18 protein-coding genes and 2 pseudogenes are annotated in these 19,318 nt (G+C 68.7%); 10 read left to right on the top strand and 10 right to left on the bottom strand.

The genetic code is table 11. From position 1 onward, the window contains the following. The first annotated feature begins 36 nt into the window (after positions 1-36). From ACIBJC_RS35050 to ACIBJC_RS35040, 3 genes are all read left to right on the top strand, one after another. Positions 37-1,827: a DEAD/DEAH box helicase gene (locus tag ACIBJC_RS35050; protein WP_399299622.1), complete on the top strand. Its 1,791-nt coding sequence runs from the start codon at positions 37-39 to the stop codon at positions 1,825-1,827. A gap of 532 nt (positions 1,828-2,359) precedes the next feature. Beyond that, positions 2,360-3,001: a helix-turn-helix domain-containing protein gene (locus ACIBJC_RS35045; protein WP_399299618.1), complete on the top strand. Its 642-nt coding sequence runs from the start codon at positions 2,360-2,362 to the stop codon at positions 2,999-3,001. Positions 3,002-3,152: 151 nt separating this feature from the next. Beyond that, positions 3,153-3,965 carry a S16 family serine protease gene (locus tag ACIBJC_RS35040; protein WP_399299615.1) on the top strand — a complete coding sequence of 271 codons (813 nt, stop codon included), beginning with the start codon at positions 3,153-3,155 and terminating at the stop codon, positions 3,963-3,965. Here the strand turns inward: ACIBJC_RS35040 and ACIBJC_RS35035 are convergent. The 4 genes from ACIBJC_RS35035 to ACIBJC_RS35020 all read right to left on the bottom strand — a co-directional run bounded on the left by ACIBJC_RS35035 (position 3,919) and on the right by ACIBJC_RS35020 (position 6,743). Next, the gene (locus tag ACIBJC_RS35035) at positions 3,919-5,286 is read right to left on the bottom strand and encodes an MFS transporter (protein ID WP_399299612.1); all 1,368 of its coding nucleotides are present in this window, start codon (positions 5,284-5,286) and stop codon (positions 3,919-3,921) included. The two genes, ACIBJC_RS35040 and ACIBJC_RS35035, sit on opposite strands and share 47 nt — an antisense overlap. Then, positions 5,283-5,516 carry a hypothetical protein gene (locus ACIBJC_RS35030; protein ID WP_399299609.1) on the bottom strand — a complete coding sequence of 78 codons (234 nt, stop codon included), beginning with the start codon at positions 5,514-5,516 and terminating at the stop codon, positions 5,283-5,285. The genes ACIBJC_RS35035 and ACIBJC_RS35030 overlap by 4 nt, the downstream gene beginning before the upstream one ends. A gap of 24 nt (positions 5,517-5,540) precedes the next feature. Beyond that, positions 5,541-6,194, bottom strand: a complete 654-nt coding sequence (locus ACIBJC_RS35025; protein WP_399299607.1) for an ArsR/SmtB family transcription factor — start codon at positions 6,192-6,194, stop codon at positions 5,541-5,543. Between the two features lie 78 nt (positions 6,195-6,272). Further along, positions 6,273-6,743 carry an Lrp/AsnC family transcriptional regulator gene (locus ACIBJC_RS35020; RefSeq protein ID WP_399299604.1) on the bottom strand — a complete coding sequence of 157 codons (471 nt, stop codon included), beginning with the start codon at positions 6,741-6,743 and terminating at the stop codon, positions 6,273-6,275. 130 nt (positions 6,744-6,873) lie between these two features. On the opposite strand from ACIBJC_RS35020, the gene hppD reads away from it, so the two are divergent. Further along, positions 6,874-8,055, top strand: a complete 1,182-nt coding sequence (gene hppD / locus ACIBJC_RS35015; RefSeq protein WP_399299602.1) for a 4-hydroxyphenylpyruvate dioxygenase — start codon at positions 6,874-6,876, stop codon at positions 8,053-8,055. Positions 8,056-8,116: 61 nt separating this feature from the next. On the opposite strand, the gene ACIBJC_RS35010 is transcribed toward hppD, so the two are convergent. Both ACIBJC_RS35010 and ACIBJC_RS35005 read right to left on the bottom strand, forming a co-directional pair. Next, entirely contained in the window at positions 8,117-8,992 is an 876-nt protein-coding gene (locus tag ACIBJC_RS35010; RefSeq protein WP_399299599.1) for a hypothetical protein, read from the bottom strand. 292 nt (positions 8,993-9,284) lie between these two features. Continuing rightward, positions 9,285-9,749 carry a hypothetical protein gene (locus ACIBJC_RS35005; protein ID WP_399299597.1) on the bottom strand — a complete coding sequence of 155 codons (465 nt, stop codon included), beginning with the start codon at positions 9,747-9,749 and terminating at the stop codon, positions 9,285-9,287. Between the two features lie 181 nt (positions 9,750-9,930). Here ACIBJC_RS35005 and ACIBJC_RS35000 point away from each other — a divergent pair, with 181 nt between their 5' ends. Continuing rightward, positions 9,931-10,743 carry a hypothetical protein gene (locus tag ACIBJC_RS35000; RefSeq protein ID WP_399299595.1) on the top strand — a complete coding sequence of 271 codons (813 nt, stop codon included), beginning with the start codon at positions 9,931-9,933 and terminating at the stop codon, positions 10,741-10,743. Between the two features lie 148 nt (positions 10,744-10,891). On the opposite strand, the pseudogene ACIBJC_RS34995 reads toward ACIBJC_RS35000, so the two are convergent. Further along, positions 10,892-11,185 (bottom strand): annotated as a pseudogene (locus tag ACIBJC_RS34995) (transposase family protein); the annotation flags it as partial. A gap of 529 nt (positions 11,186-11,714) precedes the next feature. Next, positions 11,715-13,493: an amidohydrolase gene (locus tag ACIBJC_RS34990; protein ID WP_399299593.1), complete on the bottom strand. Its 1,779-nt coding sequence runs from the start codon at positions 13,491-13,493 to the stop codon at positions 11,715-11,717. A 505-nt stretch (positions 13,494-13,998) separates the two neighbouring features. On the opposite strand from ACIBJC_RS34990, the gene ACIBJC_RS34985 reads away from it, so the two are divergent. Both ACIBJC_RS34985 and ACIBJC_RS34980 read left to right on the top strand, forming a co-directional pair. Beyond that, a complete protein-coding gene (locus ACIBJC_RS34985) occupies positions 13,999-14,346 on the top strand; it encodes a transposase family protein (RefSeq protein ID WP_399299590.1) in 348 nt (115 codons plus the stop codon). Continuing rightward, a complete protein-coding gene (locus ACIBJC_RS34980; RefSeq protein WP_399299587.1) occupies positions 14,343-14,885 on the top strand; it encodes a DUF6087 family protein in 543 nt (180 codons plus the stop codon). The genes ACIBJC_RS34985 and ACIBJC_RS34980 overlap by 4 nt, the downstream gene beginning before the upstream one ends. 178 nt (positions 14,886-15,063) lie before the next feature. On the opposite strand, the gene ACIBJC_RS34975 is transcribed toward ACIBJC_RS34980, so the two are convergent. Further along, complete coding sequence (locus ACIBJC_RS34975) at positions 15,064-15,285, bottom strand: DUF397 domain-containing protein (protein WP_399299583.1); 222 nt, start codon at positions 15,283-15,285, stop codon at positions 15,064-15,066. A 79-nt stretch (positions 15,286-15,364) separates the two neighbouring features. Continuing rightward, positions 15,365-16,087 (bottom strand): annotated as a pseudogene (locus ACIBJC_RS34970) (Scr1 family TA system antitoxin-like transcriptional regulator); the annotation flags it as partial. 646 nt (positions 16,088-16,733) lie between these two features. Here ACIBJC_RS34970 and ACIBJC_RS34965 point away from each other — a divergent pair. The 3 genes from ACIBJC_RS34965 to ACIBJC_RS34955 all read left to right on the top strand — a co-directional run bounded on the left by ACIBJC_RS34965 (position 16,734) and on the right by ACIBJC_RS34955 (position 19,177). After that, on the top strand, positions 16,734-17,225 hold the full coding sequence (locus ACIBJC_RS34965) for a hypothetical protein (RefSeq protein WP_399299580.1): 492 nt from the start codon (positions 16,734-16,736) through the stop codon (positions 17,223-17,225). Between the two features lie 177 nt (positions 17,226-17,402). Next, on the top strand, positions 17,403-18,530 hold the full coding sequence (locus ACIBJC_RS34960) for an AAA family ATPase (protein WP_399299577.1): 1,128 nt from the start codon (positions 17,403-17,405) through the stop codon (positions 18,528-18,530). 11 nt (positions 18,531-18,541) lie between these two features. Further along, the gene (locus tag ACIBJC_RS34955; RefSeq protein WP_399299574.1) at positions 18,542-19,177 is read left to right on the top strand and encodes a DUF4276 family protein; all 636 of its coding nucleotides are present in this window, start codon (positions 18,542-18,544) and stop codon (positions 19,175-19,177) included. Positions 19,178-19,318: the final 141 nt, after the last annotated feature.

Genomic DNA, 19,318 nt, shown 5'->3' with positions numbered 1-19,318 from the left:
ACGTAACCCCACGTCCGAGCGTCCGAACCGGAGACCGTGACTACTACCGCCGCCTCCCACCACCTCTCGCCCGCCTTCCCCGGCCGCGCGCCCTGGGGCACCGCCAACAAGCTGCGTGCCTGGCAGGAAGGCGCCCTCGGCCGCTATCTGGAGGAGCAGCCCCGTGACTTCCTCGCCGTCGCGACCCCCGGCGCCGGCAAGACGACCTTCGCGCTGACGCTCGCCTCCTGGCTGCTGCACCACCACGTCGTGCAGCAGGTCACCGTCGTCGCGCCCACCGAGCACCTCAAGAAGCAGTGGGCCGAGGCCGCCGCGCGGGTGGGGATCAAGCTCGACCCCGAGTACAGCGCGGGGCCGGTGAGCAAGGAGTACGACGGCGTCGCCATCACGTACGCGGGCGTCGGGGTCCGGCCGATGCTGCACCGCAACCGGTGCGAGCAGCGCAAGACCCTCGTCATCCTCGACGAGATCCACCACGCGGGCGACTCCAAGTCCTGGGGCGAGGCGTGCCTGGAGGCGTTCGAGCCCGCGACCCGGCGCCTCGCGCTGACGGGTACGCCGTTCAGGTCCGACACCAACCCGATCCCCTTCGTCGCGTACGAAGAAGGCAACGACGGCATCCGCCGCTCCGCCGCCGACTACACGTACGGATACGGGAACGCGCTGCGCGACGGCGTCGTCCGGCCGGTGATATTCCTCAGCTACAGCGGCAACATGCGCTGGCGCACCAAGGCCGGCGACGAGATCGCCGCACGCCTCGGCGAGCCCATGACCAAGGACGCGGTCTCCCAGGCGTGGCGCACCGCGCTCGACCCGCGCGGCGACTGGATGCCGAGTGTCCTGCGCGCCGCCGACCAGCGCCTCACCGAGGTGCGCAAGGGCATCCCTGACGCCGGCGGGCTGGTGATCGCGAGCGACCAGGACCAGGCGCGCGCGTACGCCAAGCTCATCCGCGAGATCACCGGTACGAAGGCGACGCTCGTCCTCTCCGACGACGTCGGCGCGTCGAAGCGGATCGACGAGTTCTCGGAGAGCCAGGAGCGGTGGATGGTCGCCGTCCGCATGGTGTCGGAGGGCGTCGACGTGCCGCGCCTCGCCGTCGGCGTGTACGCGACGACCATCTCGACCCCGCTGTTCTTCGCGCAGGCCGTGGGCCGTTTCGTACGGTCCCGGCGGCGCGGCGAGACCGCCTCCGTCTTCCTGCCCACCATCCCCACCCTCCTCGGCATCGCCAACGAGATGGAGGTCGAGCGCGACCACGTCCTCGACAAGCCGAAGAAGGAAGGGGAGGAGGAAGACCCCTACGCCGAGTCCGAGAAGGAGATGGCGGAGGCAGAGCGCGAGCAGGATGAGGACACCGGCGAGCAGGACATGCTGCCCTGGGAGGCGCTGGAGTCCGACGCCGTCTTCGACCGGGTGCTGTACGACGGCGCCGAGTTCGGCATGCAGGCGCACCCCGGGAGCGAGGAGGAGCAGGACTACCTCGGCATCCCGGGTCTCCTCGAACCCGACCAGGTGCAGTTGCTGCTCCAGAAGCGGCAGGCCCGGCAGATCGCGCACAGCCGCAAGAAGCCCGACACCGAGGCCGACCTGCTGGAGCTGCCGGCCGAGCGGCGCCCCGTCGTCTCCCACAAGGAGCTGCTGGAGCTGCGCAAGAAGCTCAACACCATGGTCGGCGCGTACGTCCACCAGAGCGGCAAGCCGCACGGGGTGATCCACACGGAGCTGCGCCGGGTGTGCGGCGGGCCGCCGAGCGCGGAGGCCACGGCGGGGCAGCTCAGGGAGCGCATCTCGAAGGTGGGGGAGTGGGCCACCCGGATGCGCTGAAGAGGCGTCGGGTGACGCCGGGAGGTCCGCGTGAGGTGTGGACGTCGTAGAGGTATGCGCAGGATGGCGTAAGCGTTGTAACGGTTGATGAACAAGCGTGGCCGCTGCCCGGATCCGGGCAGCGGCCACGACTGCTGTTCGGAGCCCCTACCCGCCCCCGTCCGCCCTCGTTCGTCACTCCACGGATCGTAAGTCAATACGTAACGTCACCATCCGGCCGGACATTTACCGTTAACGCGGATTGACTCGCCTCTCATGCCCGGATTCTGGACGAGGGCTTCCGCTGAGCGGTACCGATGGTTACTGTCCCCGCAATGTGAACGCTCCGTGGCAACTCCGCCGCGTAGCGCAGCCGGTGGTGCCATGGCCCGCCGGTGGCCTCTCCACGCGGCGCCGGAACGGGACCCGGCGCGGCAGAAGCTCCAGGGCAAGGAGAGCGCCGTCGTCACTCTTCCCCGAGGTCTCGGCTTCGCTCGACCAGCGGAGACCTCGTCCGAACTCGCTCCGAACTCACACCGAAGGAGAGGGCGTCGTGACCGCGGAGACCTCCCAGACGCTCGACCGGGGACTGCGCGTCCTCAAGCTGCTCGCCGACACCGACCACGGGCTGACCGTCACCGAGCTGTCCACCAAACTCGGGGTCAACCGGACTGTCGTCTACCGGTTGCTCGCCACCCTCGAACAGCACACGCTCGTACGCCGTGACCTCGGCGGCCGGGCCAGGGTGGGCCTCGGGGTGCTGCGCCTGGGCCGTCAGGTGCATCCGCTGGTACGGGAAGCAGCGCTGCCCGCGTTGCGGGCGCTCGCCGAGGACATCGGCGCGACCGCGCACCTGACGCTCGTGGACGGGGCGGAGGCGCTGGCCGTCGCCGTCGTGGAGCCGACCTGGACCGACTACCACGTCGCCTACCGGGCCGGATTCCGCCATCCGCTGGACCGCGGCGCGGCCGGCAAGGCGATCCTCGCCGCCCGGCAGGGCGCCCCCACCGAGCCCCGCTGCACCCTCACCAGCGGCGAGCTGGAGGCGGGCGCGAGCGGGGCCGCGGCGGCGCTGGTCGGGGTGACCGGGATCGAGGGGAGCGTGGGTGTGGTGATGCTCGCGGACGCCGTACCGGAACGGGTCGGTCCGCGGGTGGTCGACGCCGCCCGCGAGGTGGCGGACGCGCTGCGCTGAGGGACGGGCTGCGCGCCGGCGGAGGGGCTCTGCGCTGAGGGACGGGCTGCGCGCCGGCGGAGGGGCTCCGCGCTGAGGGACGGGCTCCGTGCCGGCGGAGGGGCTCCGCGCTGGCGGAAGGGCGAGGGCGCGCGGCAGATACATTGAGATCGTGTTCTCTCGTCTCCCGAAGTTCTCTCGCCTCTCGCGTCCCGGTGTCCTCGTCCTCTGCGCCGTCCCGATCGTCGCGCTCTTCGTCGTCGTCGGCGTCGCGCCCCTGCCGTACGCCGTGGCGCAGCCCGGGATGACCGCGGACGTCCTCGGCACGAACAAGGACCGGCCGGTCATCACCATCAGCGGCGCGCCCACCCGCAAGACCCAGGGCCAGTTGCGGATGACGACGATCGAGGCGACGGGGCCGTCCACCGACGTCGACTTCGGCGATGTGGCCGAGGGCTGGTTCCGCGCGGACCGGGCCGTGCTGCCGCGCGAGGCGGTCTACCCCTCGGGCAAGACCGACCAGCAGGTCCAGAAGCACAACACCCAGGACATGATCCAGTCGCAGAACTCGGCGACGACGGCCGCCCTCGGCCTGCTCGGCAAGGACCCGGCGACGATCGACATCAGCCTCCACCTCGCCGACGTGGGCGGCCCCAGCGCCGGGCTGCTCTTCGCGCTCGGCATCGTCGACAAGCTCGACGGCGACGGCGCGGGCGGCGATCTGACCGGTGGCCGCACCATCGCCGGTACGGGGACGATCACCGACGGCGGCGAGGTCGGCCCGGTCGGCGGGGTGGCCCTGAAGACCCAGGCGGCGGGGCGGGACGGGGCGACCGTCTTCCTCGTACCGAAGGCGGAGTGCGCGGACGCTCAGGCCGAGCTGCCGAAGGGGATGCTGCTGGTGCCGGTCTCGACGCTGAAGGGCGCGGTGTCGTCGCTCACGGCGCTGGAGCAGGGGCGGAAGGACCAGGTCCCGAGCTGCTGACCTCCCCGGTGCCCCGCGTGTCCGGTGTGTCCGGTGCGTGTGTCCCCTGGTCGGGGGCGCGTTCCATGGACCGCCAGGCCGGGAAGACCAGCGGGCTCAACGTCGCCAGCAGATAGACCGCGCCGACGGCCAGCAGCGCGTGGCCCAGTCCCGCCCGCTCGACCAGCAGGCCCGCGGCCAGCCCGCCGAGCGGCATCGTCAGCTCGACCCCGGCCGTGGTCACACTGGACACCCGGCTGCGCAGCGCGTCCGGCACCCGCTCGTAGATCACGGTGGTGAGGATCGGGTTGAGCACGCCTGCCGCGAAACCGCCCGCGGCCATGGTCACGGCCAGCGGTACGGTCCCGTCCGTCAGCGCCGCCACCACGAACCGCGGTGCCCCGCAGAGCAGAAAGGCACCCGCGAACACGGCGCGGCGCGGGAAGCGCTCCCCGTACGCCCCGTACAGCAGGGCCCCCAGCAGCGCGGCGCCCCCGAACACGGCGGTGAGCAGGCCGAGATCGGCCGAGCCGCCCAGCTCGTCCCGGGCGTGCACCGGCAGCAGGACCGAACTCCAGCCCTGGTCCAGGCCGTTGGTGACCATCACCATCAGCGTGATGCCCAGCAGTAGTCGCGTACGGACCAGGAAGGCGTATCCCTCACGCAGTTCGGTGCGGTACGTGGTGAGCGAGACCGGGGCGAGACGCTGCGGCTCCGCCGAGCGGACCCTTCGCAGCCCGGCGGCGATCAGCGCCGCGGACCCCGCGAAGGTCACGGCGTCCAGCAGCAGCACCGCCTCCGCGCCCACCACCGCGATCAGTACGCCGGCCAGCGCGGCGCCGATCATGCGCGCTCCCCGCGAGGCCGCGTCGTACAGGCTCGCGGCGCGCGGCAGGGTCGTCCCGGCGCGCTCGGCGAGGTCGGGCAGCAGGACGTAGCGGGCGGTGAGCCCCGGAGTGTGGACGAGGCCGCTGACGGCCATCAGCGCGCACAGCATCCAGAACTCCAGCACGCCCGCGTAGTCCAGCAGCGGGATCGCGGCCACGGCGAGGCCGCACACCAGGTCGGAGACGACGGAGACCCGCCGCCGCCCGATCCGGTCGATGACCGGGCCGCCGACGATCGCGGAGACGACGACCGGCAGCGTCGCGCAGAAGGCGACGATCCCGGCGTCGGCCGCGCTCCCGGTCGTCTGGAGGACGAACCAGGGCACCCCGATCAGGGTGAGCGAACTCCCCGCTATGGAGACGGTGTTGGCGGCGAGGGTGGCGAAGAAGGGCCACCGGTCGCGGGGGCCCTTGTCACCGGGCGGCTCGTCCCGTGGGTCCTCGGGCCCGCTCACGCGAGGTGCGTTCTCGTGCGCGCCACCGGGCGGTTGACGAGGCGCAGCCCCAACTCGACCAGAGACCAGCCCAGTCGGGTACGCAGGTCCGTACGGGCCCGGCGGGGACCGGCGGCTTCCCGGAACTCGGCGGGCTGCCGGAACTCCGTGGCCTGCCGGAACTCCGTGGCCTCCCGCCGCAGTTCGGCGGAGCGCAGGGTGTGCAGTGTGAGATGGATGTCGGCGTGCATGGTGGATCCCCCCTGAGGTCTGCTTCAGTCCGCCGAGCCGCGGCGCGGAAAGGAGTGCAGGTGTACGCGGACCTGCGGGGCGTCCTCGGCGGCGGGCCCGATCCGGCGGTAGCGTTCGGCGACCGCGTGCAGTTCCTCGTTCAACTCGGTGAGCTGCTGCGGTGTCAGGCGCAGGGTGAAGTCACTCATGTCGGCCGCCTGCGACCACTCCAGCGGCCAGTCGCCCGCGGTGCCCAGCCATGTGGTGAGTTCCTGGGTGTGGATGGTGGCCACCTCGTGCAGGAACAGGTTGACGGCGCCGCGCACCTCCGGATCGGTGTTCGCGTGCAGGTCCTCGCCGAACCGCGTCCCCTCCTGGGCGGCTTTCCACCACCGCTCGCGGCCCTTGCCCCGCGTCGGGTCGTCCTCGACGAAGCCGTTCGCGGCGAGCTGGCGCAGGTGGTAGCTGGTGGCGCCGCTGGACTCGCCCAGCCGGGTGGCGAGTTGGGAGGCGGTGGCGGGGCCGTCGTGGCGGAGGACGCCCAGCAGCCGGATGCGCAGCGGATGGGCGAGACCGCGGAGCGACCGCGCGTCCAGAGTGCGCTCGCGATGTTCCTGCGGCTGCTTCGGCTGTGCCTCTTCGTGCCTGGGCTTGTGCTCGTGCTCTTCGCGCTCGCGGTGCTCTTCGTGCTCGGGCATGGTGTCAGCGTAAGCATGCAAAGACTCCGTTGCAACATGTTCTTTGCAACGGAGTCTTTGTGGCTTGATCCCGCTCCCTCAGTCGTCCCGCGCCGCCTGCTCCACCAGCGGGATGATCCGCAGCGGCACCGGGTTCTCCATGACGATCGCCGTGGCCGCCCGGACGATCCCCTCGAAGCCGACGACCCGGTCGATCACCCGCTGGAGATCGGCGTTGGAGCGGGCGACCAGGCGGCAGAGCATGTCCCCCTCGCCGGTGGTGGTGTGCAGTTCCAGCACCTCGGGGACGCCCGACAGATGGGCCCGTACATCCGTGCCCTGCCCCTGTTTGATCTCCAGCGTGGCGAAGGCGGTGACGGGATAGCCGAGCGCCGCCGGGTCGACCGCCGGGCCGAACCCCCGGATGACCCCGTTCGACTGGAGCCGGTCGAGCCGCGCCTGTACGGTCCCGCGCGCCACGCCGAGCCGGCGCGACGCCTCCAGCACCCCGATCCGGGGTTCCTGCGCCAGGAGCACGATCAGCCTGCCGTCGAGCCCGTCGATACCCATCGTCCGTCTCCCTCCTCCAGCATGGTCATCCTGTGCGGATCGTCCCGTCATTCTGGCCATCCGCTGTACAGAATGCCCAGGGAAAACGCGAACTGTTGCGCACCTTGTGGAACGGGGTGACGCTGGCCCCATGGCTGACACCTCGACGCACAGCACTCTCGGCACCCCCGGCACCACCCCCGACCCGGCGCCCGACACCGCGCGCGAGGCCGATCCCTTCCCGGTCAGGGGAATGGACGCGGTCGTCTTCGCCGTCGGCAACGCCAAGCAGGCCGCGCACTACTACTCCACGGCCTTCGGCATGAAGCTCGTCGCCTACGCGGGCCCGGAGAACGGCAGCCGCGAGACCGCGAGTTACGTCCTGACCAACGGTTCCGCCCGCTTCGTGTTCACGTCCGTCATCAAGCCGTCCACCGAGTGGGGCCGCTTCCTCGCCGCCCATGTCGCCGAGCACGGCGACGGCGTCGTGGACCTCGCGATCGAGGTCCCGGACGCGCGCGCCGCGTACGCCTACGCCACCGAGCACGGCGCCCACGGCCTCCAGGAGCCGTACGAGATAAAGGACGCGCACGGCACCGTCGTCCTGGCCGCGATCGCCACGTACGGCAAGACCCGTCACACCCTGGTCGACCGCTCCGGCTACGAAGGCCCGTACCTGCCCGGCTTCGGCGCGGCGGACCCGATCGTCGCGCCCCCCGCCAAGCGCACCTTCCAGGCCGTCGACCACTGCGTGGGCAATGTCGAACTCGGCAGGATGAACGAGTGGGTGGGCTTCTACAACAAGGTCATGGGCTTCACGAACATGAAGGAGTTCGTGGGGGACGACATCGCCACCGAGTACTCGGCGCTGATGTCGAAGGTCGTCGCCGACGGCACCCTCAAGGTGAAGTTCCCGATCAACGAGCCCGCGATCGCCAAGAAGAAGTCGCAGATCGACGAGTACCTGGAGTTCTACGGCGGGGCCGGCGTCCAGCACATCGCGCTCGCCACCAACGACATCGTCGCCTCCGTACGGACGATGCGGGCCGCCGGGGTGCAGTTCCTGGACACCCCGGACTCGTACTACGACACCCTCGGCGAGTGGGCGGGGGAGACCCGGGTGCCCGTCGACACGCTGCGTGAGCTGAAGATCCTGGTCGACCGTGACGAGGACGGCTATCTGCTCCAGATCTTCACCAAGCCGGTCCAGGACCGGCCGACCGTCTTCTTCGAGATGATCGAGCGGCACGGCTCGATGGGCTTCGGGAAGGGCAACTTCAAGGCGCTCTTCGAGGCGATCGAGCGCGAGCAGGAGAAGCGCGGCAACCTCTGACGGGGCGAGGGGGGCACCCGCGCCCCTTCCCGCCGTACGCGGGTGACGGGCCGCCGCGCGTTCACCCGCGCGCGGCGGCGCTCCGTGCCTCGGCGGCGAGGGCCCGGACCCGGTCCGGTGGCAGCACGGCGGGATGGCGTACGGCTGCGGGCGCGCCCCGGCAGGTGCCGCACTCCCCGTCGACCAGCGCTTCCGGCTGCCCCGGCGCCTGACAAGTGCCGCACTCCACCCTGGCCGGTGCCGCCCGATGCGATACCACCGGCGTATCCGCCGGCTCGGGCGGCAGCTTGGCGGTGAGCCGGGACCGTACGAGCCCGGCGGCGTGGTGTACGGGCACGGGCAGCCCGTCGGTGAGGGCGCGCAGCACATCCTCCTCACCGGCCCCGCGTACGAACCACTCGGCGGCCAGCGCTTCCAGCGCCGCGCAGTCGGCGGCGGACAGCGACAGCGCGGGACACCGCCGCCCGACGGAGGCGAGCACGAGATACCCACGTGACCGCCCCGCCCGCGTGCCGGGCGCCGGGGCCGGTGCCGGGCCAGGAGCCGGGGCCGAAACCGGCGCCTGGTCCGGTGCCGCGACGGTCGCATCGACCCCCGCACCCCAGGAATCATCACCCCGGGCGGCGCGCGAGAACCACGTACGGGTGACCCACCGTCCACCGCCCGTCCCCACCAGGAACTCACGCCGCCGGAGGAGATGTCCGGCCCGCTCAAGGAAGTTGAGGGCCGTCCGTAAGGCGCACTGCCCGTACTCCATCACCTTGGCCAGGGCTTTCACCGAGATATCGGCCCCGTCGGGCAGCCGGTCGATGAACCCGGCGATGGCCGCCTCACGCCCCGGCAGGAGCGCGAAGTCGTCTGGAGAGGACGCCGGTTGACCGGCGGCCGAACGCTTGCCGTACCCGGCACTGGCCATCGGATGGGAAGCGGTGTGCACGCGCGGCGGCGCAATACTAAACTGCGGAGCAGCCACAAAGATCGCCTCGATGATCTAGCTGGTGAGGTCTCCGTCAGGTGCGCTAACACCGGGCGGAGGCCGTTTTTTCGTTCAGGGGCACGCTAGACGGATCTCACCCTGCGTGGCAACCCGATCGCGAAAAGTCAACACCCGGGGTAGGGAGGGTGGGTGGGAAACAAGAACCAACCACTCCTCACAAGCAGAGCTCGACCCCCGAAGCTCAAGCCCCGGACCACCCAGGGGCCCTTGCATGATCGGGATCTGTCCGGATTCATCCGGTGAGGCCGAGGGCGGTCAGGGATCTGCGAGAGTCGCGGACGGTGTAGCGGAGGGCGGCGGCGATGTTGGTGCGACCGTCCTGACGGTGGACGCCGATGGCAAGGTTGCGCAGGCCGGCCATGACGCGTGGGAGGCGACCGACATGGATCTTGGAGTCATCCTCGCGGAAAGTGCGGTCGCGGACGTGGTGCAGGAGATTTTCAATCTTCCAGTGCCCTCTGATCCAGGCCGCGAGCTGGGGGCCGGTCGCTGTGCCGGGCGGCAGGCCGGTGATCAGGTGGACGCGCTCGATGGTGAGCCTGCCGCTGGTGAAGTCCTTTCTCCAGCGCACGACTTGTAGGGCCTGGCGTGCGTCGCGGTAGTCGAGGTGAGCGAAGGCGACGGTCTTTGGACCGCTTGGGGTGGTACGGGCGGCCAGGAAGGCTCCGATTGCCTGGTCGAGGGCGTCACTGTCCAACTGGACGAGGAGACGGCGCAGGGTATGGGGGTGCGGGACGGACACCGCGCCGGTCAGTTACACACTCTCAACGCCACACCGGGCCCGCAGGACACGCACCACCACCACCGACCTGACCAAGCCCTACTAGAATCCCGCCATGGCGGAACCCGGGAGCCCACAACAGGGCAGTGTCAGCAGCGTGTTCACCGCCCGGCTGAGACGACCGTACACACGCGGGCGAAGGCGGCTCGTCATCGGCACGGGAGCCGCTCTGGCCGCGGTCGCCACGACACTCGCCCTCTGTTCCGGGCCCGAGCCCGGTGATCACGCACCGGCCGTGGTGTGCTCCGACACCGACAACACCAGCCTGACCGCCGACGTGGACGCGGACGGGCGGCTGGACGAGATACACGACCCCGACCGCTCGGGAAAGGGTTCCGTGCTCTTCAGCCGGGCCGATGACCGTATCGAGGTCGGTGTCGGCGAGGCTCTCGGCGTATGGCAGAAGGTCCGTGGCCTGCTGACGTCAGACCTGGAGACCAGGGGCACGTTCGGCGACTTCGACGGCGACGGCTATATCGATCTGGCGTTGTTCCGCAGCCAGGAGGACATCGGGGACAACCCCCGCTCCAACCTGCTCGTGCATGAGGTGCGCTACGGACCGCTCGCCCGGGACCTGAGTGGCAGCCGGAGCGGCACCATCCGCGTTGAGGTCTCGTTTTTCGTCGCCGCGGTGCGTGCGACCGACGAGGACCAGGACGGGCGCGCCGAACTGCACGTGTTCCAGTCTGCCGGAGACGGAGGATACAGGGATTACATCGGCCGTCAGAAGGACGGCGGCGTGACCCTGAGCGAAGCCGACACCGGCTACTACGGCCATGGTGACTGGGATGAGCTCCAGCGGGGGTGGAGCGACTTCGGTACCTGCGTGTACACCAGCCCCGAGAGCACGCCGTCGGTCCGGAGAGAGCCTTCGGATGTCACGCCCGCATCAAGAGCGAGGCGAGGGTGACGGGCACGACGCAGAGCCCCTTCTTGAGGCGAAGCCGCTGGTGGCGGCAGACGAGTCGGGCTGTACGCCGGGTTCTGCCCCGCTCAGGGAGTGATCACCCTCTGACCTGCACGTTTTGGGCATCCGGCGGCTGTCGCAACCCCAGGGACAGCAGGACGTACTCCGGTCCGTGCTCGCGCAGGACCTTGAGTGGACCGGGCGCCCGGGTGGCGAGGAGGTCGATCACCGCAGTGGTGTAGGCGTGGGCGGTGCCGACCGGGATGCCGAAGCCGGCGGACATCTGGGCCAGGGTGTCGTGCTTGCGCAGGTCCACCAGACCGACGAGCGCGCGTTGGTGCGGCGGGAGCTTGCAACGGCGCTCACCCTCGCGGGTGACGATGAGCATGGTGACCCACTCGACCAGCGCATGGGGCAGGTCGAGTGCGGCAGGACAGGAGACCAACGAGGCACTTGCACTGATGAGTTGAGAATTCGAACACCTCCCTCAACGGCACGGGTGCCTCGTGCGTTGCGCCCTCGCCGCTGTCACCCCATCGGTGGCCACTCTGAAAACGCTCAGTGGGTCCAAGGGGGAAGCCGAGGGCCCGGCAGGCCCGGACAGGGGCGTCGGCGATCCACTCGGTGATCGCGGGGAGTGACCGGGCGCGGGCCAGCACACTTGCCGCGGCTGCGGTGACCAGGGCGGACAGCTGGTAGCGGCGCCCGCGAACACCTCTCGGGTGCCTGTACTGCGTCCGCCCCTGCCCGAACCGGGACGTCCGACGCGACTCCCAACCAGCCCGGCGATCCGGACGAACCCCAATCACGCAACGCCCCCTGGGGCCGGGTGTGCGGGCCTACTTCGCCGGATTCGCCAGCTCTTTTGCCGAAGCAGCCCCGGCCGGACGGGCTCATCACAGTTCCCGCCCCAATAGCTTGCGCAAGTCGCATGCTGTGAGTGGCGGCCGAGGAGCCGCCACTCAAGCGTTGGCTTACTCGGCTCCGTGGTGATAGCCCCCGAAATATTTGACGGGTGACCAAGCGGGCAGGATATCGGGAAGACGCGGCGTGAGGGTGCTGTAGTCCTGCGCCCCGAACACCACCCTTCCATCCAGGACTGTCAAGACGGAGCAAACATGTTTGATCTGATTTTCAGGAACAGTGAAATAGTCCCTGTCCAACAGTGCAAAATCCGCCAGGTTCCCTGGAGCGATCATGCCCATTTCAGATTCTGTGTTCATGAACCAAGTTGGACCACTGGTAAACAGCTTGAGTGCCTCGACGCGGGACAGGCGATTACCCTTAGCAAGCACTTCAGACCCGGAGGTCGACTTTCCGGACACCATCCAGCTGACGCCTACCCACGGGTTGAAGGTGGCTGCCCGGAAAGCATCGGTGGTCATGGCGAGAGGGATTTCGCTATCGACCAGCTGGCGCAGCCGCGGAGTTTTCAGAGCCTTTTCGCGGCCGTGCGTTTTGATGAACGCATCTCCATGCAGCGCCATTTTGGCGTCCAAGGCAATTCCGCCGCCAAGCCTTTTGACCCGGTCAATGTTCTCCGGAGTGATGGTTTCGGCGTGTTCGATGCTCCATCGCAAACCGTCCAGCGGCGTTGTTTCGTTCATCTTCTCCAAGGCGTCAAGGAACGGTGTGATGTTTTCGTTGTAGCTGATGTGCATGCGGAAAGGGATGCGCCGCCGGACCAACTTGGTGACATTTTCCTCGACGTGTCGCCGCATCTGGTCGGGGTCGATGATGACCGCCGGACGGTCGAAATTCTCATGATCGTGCACTTCCGCCTGCAACACTTCGCCGGCGCCACGATATTCGTGGCCATGTTCCAGGGTCGGGTGCAGGTTGTGGCCTGGGCCGATGGGAGCGGTTTTGGTGATCGCTTCAATGTGTGCGTCCACCATATTGATTGGGCTGCCGTCGCCGAGTTGTATGTCGACGAAGGGCATGCGGATGTTGAGGCGGTTGTCGCGGGCCAGGACGTCTACGGTGGTTTGGGGTCTGGGGTAGCCCTTCCTGCCGCCGGCATCCACGATCGAGGTGACACCGAAACGGTTCAGGGCGTGGACAGTATGGATCAGCGAGCTGACTTCTTCGTCGAACGAAAGTTGCGGGACCATGGTCTCTATGGCGACGAAGGTGAATGTGTATCCGTAGATCACACCGGTGTAATGTCCTTGACCGTCCTTCTCGAATTCGGTTCCCGGCACTTCGGGAAACCGATCGGTGCCCACGCCCAACAATTCCATCGCCTGCTTGTTCAGGAAGGCGCGGTTATAGGCGTATTGCACGATCAGCGGACGGTTATGCACGGCTTCGTGCAGCTCGTCCATCGTAGGGAACCGGTTCTCCTCGAACTGGTAGGGGGACCAGCCGCCGATCACTTTGACCCAGTGCCCCTCAGGCGTTCGCTCCGCCTGCTCGCGCAGCATGCTCAGCGCGTGACGTAGCGTAGGTACGCCGTCCCACCTTATATTGTAAGTGTAGCCACTTTCGTTGAGCACGTGAGTGTGCGCATCGGTAATGCCCGGAATGAGTCTGCGGCCATGCGCGTCGATGATCTTCGTTTCTGAATTCTTCAAACTCAAAATGTCTACATCGGAACCAACCGAGTAGATGCGGCCGTCCTTCACGGCTAAAGCGGATGCTTCGGCCTGTCCGCGGTTATTGGTGAAGATTTTCGCATTGATTACGATCAAATCCGCACCGGGGGGATTCTGCGTCGACTGCGCTTGGGTGTTGGGCATAATTCCAGTCATTTGTCCTCATTCAATTGAAACTTATGGAACACGCTAGGAGAAAATGCAGATCACTGGGGGGTCGAATTCATCGGCTCCATGCCGACGGGGCCTGCTCCTGATGCCAGTTGCTACGTGAGCCCACGGATCGGCATCTAGTTGATGTATCAAGCGGTGAGGCTAGTGCAGATCACGCATGCACACAAGGCGCGGGATCGTGGAGCACCGCCGACCCGGGTTGCTGATCGGCTGGTTCGACCCCGGTGGTGCCCCTGCGGATGTGTACGGCCGTCCCCCGCAGGAGAGACTGAGCCTTTCAGCGGTGCCGCTCCAGGGTGAGGATGGCGGCTGCGATTGACGACATGCGGTTGGGACCAGGGGGCGTTGCGTGATTGGGGTTCGTCCGCATCGCCGGGCTGGTTGGGAGTCGCGTCGGACGTCCCGGTTCGGGCAGGGGCGGACGCAGTACAGGCACGGTCCCGGTGATCATGTGAGTGTCGAAGTCCCATGAACACGTGGTGAGTCCGTGCCTGCTCCTGCGTCTTCCCCTGTGCCCACCGCGCTGGACAGCCGGCCCGGGCTTCCGCCGCCGGCCCCACTGACGGACGCGGTCGCCCTGTCCGGCTTCTTGGGCCTGGTGCCCGATCCGAGAGGTGTTCGCGGGCGCCGCTACCAGCTGTCCGCCCTGGTCACCGCAGCCGCGGCAAGTGTGCTGGCCGGCGCCCGGTCACTCACCGCGATCACCGAGTGGATCGCCGACGCCCCTGTCCGGGCCTGCCGGGCCCTCGGCTTCCCCCTTGGACCCACTGACCGGCGCGGTGTCCGTCCCGCACCCCCATACCGTGCGCCGTCTCCTCGTCCAGTTGGACAGTGACGCCCTCGACCAGGCAATCGGAGCCTGCCCGGCCGCCCGCCGGTGACCTGTCGGCCCCCACCGCCTACGCGGACAGTGAGAGGGAGACGAAGGCTTCGCCGACCCTCCTGGACGACTGGATGCCGGCCTTTCTCGCCCAACTCGCCGCGCCCGGCGCACATCTCGTCCGTGCCGCCCGGAGCGACGGAACGCCCCTGCTCCACCTCTTCGCCCCCGACCGGGAGCCCTTCGCCGAGTTCATCGCCCGTGACGGCAGGTGGACGGTTCGGCAGGGCGGCCCTGTGCCCCTGTGGGACCGGATCGAGGAGGCGCTCGTCGCCTGGGAGGCCGCAGGGAACCCTCGCCCGATCCAGCGGTGGAACGGGTACGCGTGGGAGGCGCACGGCTTCGCAGCCAACCTCGCGGAGGCGAAGCGCATCCAGTACCCCGACTCGAAGATCGAGCCCCCGGCGCAGGAGCCGGGCCCGGCCCCCAGGCCCCTCGGCCCAGGCATCGGCAGACACCGAAAGCCCCAAGCATCCGGACCCGAGCGGCGCTGACTCCCAGCCGCTCGGGGGAACCTCGGGCGGGGGGCGGATGTCGGACGGCGGGAAGGTCTCCCTGCTGCGCATCGCCGCCCTCGGCACCGGAACGCCGACCGAAAGGCGAGCCGGGCCCCCGTCACTCCGGGGGAGGGTGACGGCGGCCCGGTGAACCGGTGTGCGCTGTGCCGAGTGATCAGACGGTGCCGAACTCGCCGGACTTGACGCCCGCCACGAAGGAAGCGAACGCGCTGGTAGGGATGTCCAGGGTCGGGCCGCTCGGGTCCTTCGAGTCACGGACGGGGACGACGCCGGAAGCTGCGCATGCGGGGGCCCATTCGACGCACTGCCCGCCGTTCCCTTCGCTGTAGCTGCTCTTGACCCACTCCGTGCGGGAGAGGTCGAGGGTGGGGGTCATGGGTGTACGCCTCCATAACGTGACGGATGAGAGAGAGGGAGTCATCGCGTGACAGGGCATCCGCGCGCAGCCGCTCGTAGGCCGCTCGTGCTTCGGCTACCGCTTCCGCCGAGTCGTCCACCTGCCCTCGTACATAGGTCTCCTCGTAAAGGACTTCGGTCCCATCCTGCCGCGTGAGCACATCGAACGGCACTCCTCGCGACGCGGCGCCCGCGCTGAAGGGAAAGACCTGGACAGTGATGTGCGGAGATTCCGACGCGTCTACCAGGTGCTGAAGCTGTCCCCGCATGGCACTTGGGCCACCCGCGCCCGACCAGAGAACCGCCTCATGCAGGATCACCCACAGCGATGGCGGGTTCGGAATGTCGAACACCTCCCGCCGCCGCATCCGGTCTTCCACCAGCTTCTTGGTCTCGACTGCCGAGTCGTGCGGGCGGGCGGATCGGAAGACGGCTTCTGCGTATTCCGGGGTTTGCAGTATGCCCATGACGCGGGTGGCGGAGTAGTCGCAGATGCTCACCGCCTCGCGCTCCAACTGGAGGTAGGGGATGAACCAGAGAGGGTTGCCCGCGTCAGCCGCTCGCTGCCGCATCCGGGCGTAAGTGCCGGGCGCGCCAAACACCTTGTCGCACTGCTCCGCGAACTGCGCTGACGGGAGTTGCCCGTTCTCCGTCTTGCTCACATAGGGCTGTTTGCAGAACAGCTTGTCGGCCAACTCCGCCTGCGACCATCCCCGAGCTTCCCGGGCGTACTTGATCTCTTTGCCGAACTGCACCGCCGGTGTCTCCGGTTCATCGTTCATGCGTTCAACTCCCCAGTATTCGCATCCCGCTTGGAATCGCTTTGCCTCTTTTGAGACTACGTGCCGACGCCGAATCTGTTACCAGGCAAGCACAGTACGTAGGCGCTGGAGGCGCGGAACATGGATCACCGGACGGCCCCACCGACGGGCGAAGACGCGGACGAGCCGCACACCGTGACAGCGGCCAGTGGTCCTTGGCGACCGGCCCCGGTGCCTGGTTGCGACCTGTGCGACTGGTGGGACAGGCGTCGGGAGAACGCCCTTCGCGGGATCGACACGCTCACCACGGCGGAGTGCGCCCGTCAGATCGCGGCGCACCCGCACCCCCGGGCCGGTGACGCCGGATGATCCCCGAACCGCACGTTCCGCCCCGCTGCCCGCCGCGACGCCTGCCCGTACGTTCCGCGACGGAGCCTGGTCTGCCCGATCTGCGGGTCGGTATGGCGGTGTTCGACCGGAGAGTGGAAATGCCGGGTGTCATCCGCTCCTTCGCCGGATCGGCGGTCTGTCTCGTCCGCCCCTCCGGGCACACCTGGCAGGCGGCTCTGATCTCGGTCCGCCCGGCGACCGAGCGGGAACGGACTCAACTTGCCGCCCTCGCCAAGCTCCATCGGCAGCAGCGGCCCCCCCCCGCCAGGCGGCGAGTGTGAGCGCGGCACGGTTCTACAACGTGACCGTGGTCTGCGAGGGGCCGGTCAACGGTGCGTGGGTACGCGTCGTCCTCGCCGCCCGGCAGGCGGTGTCGCCGGACACTGCCCTGTCGTTCCTCCGTCACCAGGCCCGGCGTATCGCCGACGGCCTCGATCCCGACCCGGGTGCCGGGTGGATCCCGCCGGGCGTGCTCGTCCCCGTACCGGCCCCTGATCCGGACGTACCCACCGCACTCCGGTCCTGGTGCCACGCCCCCCAGGCGCAGAAAGCGGCACGGGACCAGCTCTTCGCGGGCGCTGAGTTCGCCCTCGACGCCGATGACTTCAGCGGGCGGTACACCCTCAGGGCGCTGCCCGTACTCGTACCCGCGTGCGTATTACCGCGCCACGCGCCACGCCCCGGCCGCCGCAGACACCGTAAGCCCCGATGGTTCGACCGGTTCCGGCTCCGGTTCCCGTTCCGGCGACGGGCCCGGAAACGACGTTGACGAACGCTTTCGGGGCGGAAATAAGTGCCATGTTCCGTATGTGTATATCCGAGGCCACAATGAAGAACCAGCCCCTCAGGGAGGAGAATCGGTGAACAATCGATGGGCAGCCCACCACACCAGGCGTCGGCGCCGCGCGCCCGCGCATGACCCCGATGGCTCGATACATTGATGACCATGTCACGCAGGGTTCGACGCATCACCATCAGCGGCTACAAGTCGATCGAACAGGCCGAGCTGGCCCTGAGCCCGGTCACCGTGCTCGTCGGCCCCAACGGCGCGGGCAAGACCAACTTCATCGAGGCCGTCGAGCTGCTCGGGCGCATCGCCGACGGTGAGCTGGGTATGGAGGTCGGGCTGCGGGGTGGAGCCGTGGCCATGCTGCACGACGTGGCCAAAGGATCTGCGGGGATCGGGCTGCGTGTGGAGGCTGACGGCAGCGATCTTGTGAACGCCTACGAGGCAAGGCTGGTTCCCTCGCATCGAGGAGAACTGGTCTTCGGCCGTGAGGTGGTGGAGTTCCACGACACGTCGCGTGATGAGCAGCCGCTGAAGCAGGAGATCGGCCCGGGCCATAGTGAGTCGAAACTCGCCGAGGTCGCGGAATTGGGACGGCTCGGAGCGAGCGGCGTGGCCCGTCACACGCTGGAGATACTGCGGGGCTGCCGCGTCTACCACTTCCACGACACGACCCCCGGTGCCCCGGTGAAGCAGCCGGGCTACGCCTCCGACACGGAGGTTCTGCACCCGGACGCACGCAATCTCGCCGCGTTCCTGCGGCGCATGGGCGAGGAGCATCCTGCGGCGTACAAGCAGATCGTGCGTACGGTCCGTTCCGTCGCACCCTTCTTCCGTGAGTTCGTCCTGACCGAGGACGCAGCGGGGCGCGTGCTGCTCCGGTGGAAGCAGTTCGGGTCCGACACCGTGTTCCCGCCCGACGCACTGTCCGACGGCACGCTGCGCTTCATCTGTCTTGTCGTCCTCCTGCTCCAGCCGCGACCGCCCGCGCTGCTGGTGCTCGACGAACCTGAGCTGGGCCTGCACCCCTTCGCCATCACCGTTCTGGCGGAGCTGTTCCGGTCGGCCTCCGGCCACAGCCAGATTCTCGCCGCCACTCAGTCCGTCACCCTGGTCGACCAGTTCGGGCTCGACGAACTCGTCGTCGCGGAGCGCGTGGACGGCTCGACGAAGCTGCACCGGCCCGATCCCGCGGCACTGGCAGCCTGGCTCGACAGCTACTCGCTCGGTGACCTGTGGCTGAAGAACCTGCTGGGTGGTCGGCCCCGGCCCGAGCAGGAACGGTGAGGTCGGGGCAGGTGCGTCAGGTTCACGTGCTGGTGGAGGGTGCGACGGAGGAGCGCCTGGTGCAGCAGGTCCTCCAGCCGGAACTGACCGCACGGGACATCTGGGTCACCCCGGTCGCACTCAAGACCCGGCGGGCCGCAGGTCGGCCGCACGACAGAGGCGGGGTGAGCAGGTGGCCCAAGATCGAGCACGACATCCGGGCACTACTGCGGAACTCGGCCGTCGACACGGTGACCACGATGCTCGATCTGTACGGGTTGCCCTCCGGCACACCCGGGCTCTCCAGCGCCCCGGCCGGTGACGCGTACGCTCGCGTCGGCCATGTCGAGGAGGCGATGGCACGGGTCGTCGACGACCCGCGATTCCTGCCGTTCCTCGTCCTCCACGAGACGGAGACCTGGGTACTCGCCGCCGCGAACGAGCTTGCCGAGCTGATCGATTCACCCAGGCTGGCCGACGTACCGCGGTCCCATGTCACTGCCGCGGGCGGGCCCGAACTGGTCAACGACGGTCCCGACACGGCGCCGTCGAAGCGGATCCTGAGGGCCCACCCCGCCTACCGCAAGGTCGTGGACGGCCCGGGCGCGATCGAGCTTCTCGGCTTGGGCGCCCTGCGACCGCCTGTCCTCACCTCGACGCCTGGCTGAAGCGCCTGGAATCCGGATCCGACAGCCGAGACCGCTCCTCCTGACAACAAACACCGACTGGTGTGCACCCGGGCGGGGCAGCCACCCCAGGACCAGGCGCCGCACACACGGAAGCGGCGCCCGGTCTCCTCGACCGGGCCC

The sequence above is a fragment of the Streptomyces sp. NPDC050509 genome (assembly GCF_044457965.1).
In the GTDB taxonomy this organism is placed as follows: domain Bacteria; phylum Actinomycetota; class Actinomycetes; order Streptomycetales; family Streptomycetaceae; genus Streptomyces.
Note: the sequence above shows the minus strand (reverse complement) of the source record. Positions and strands in the feature narration are given on the sequence as shown.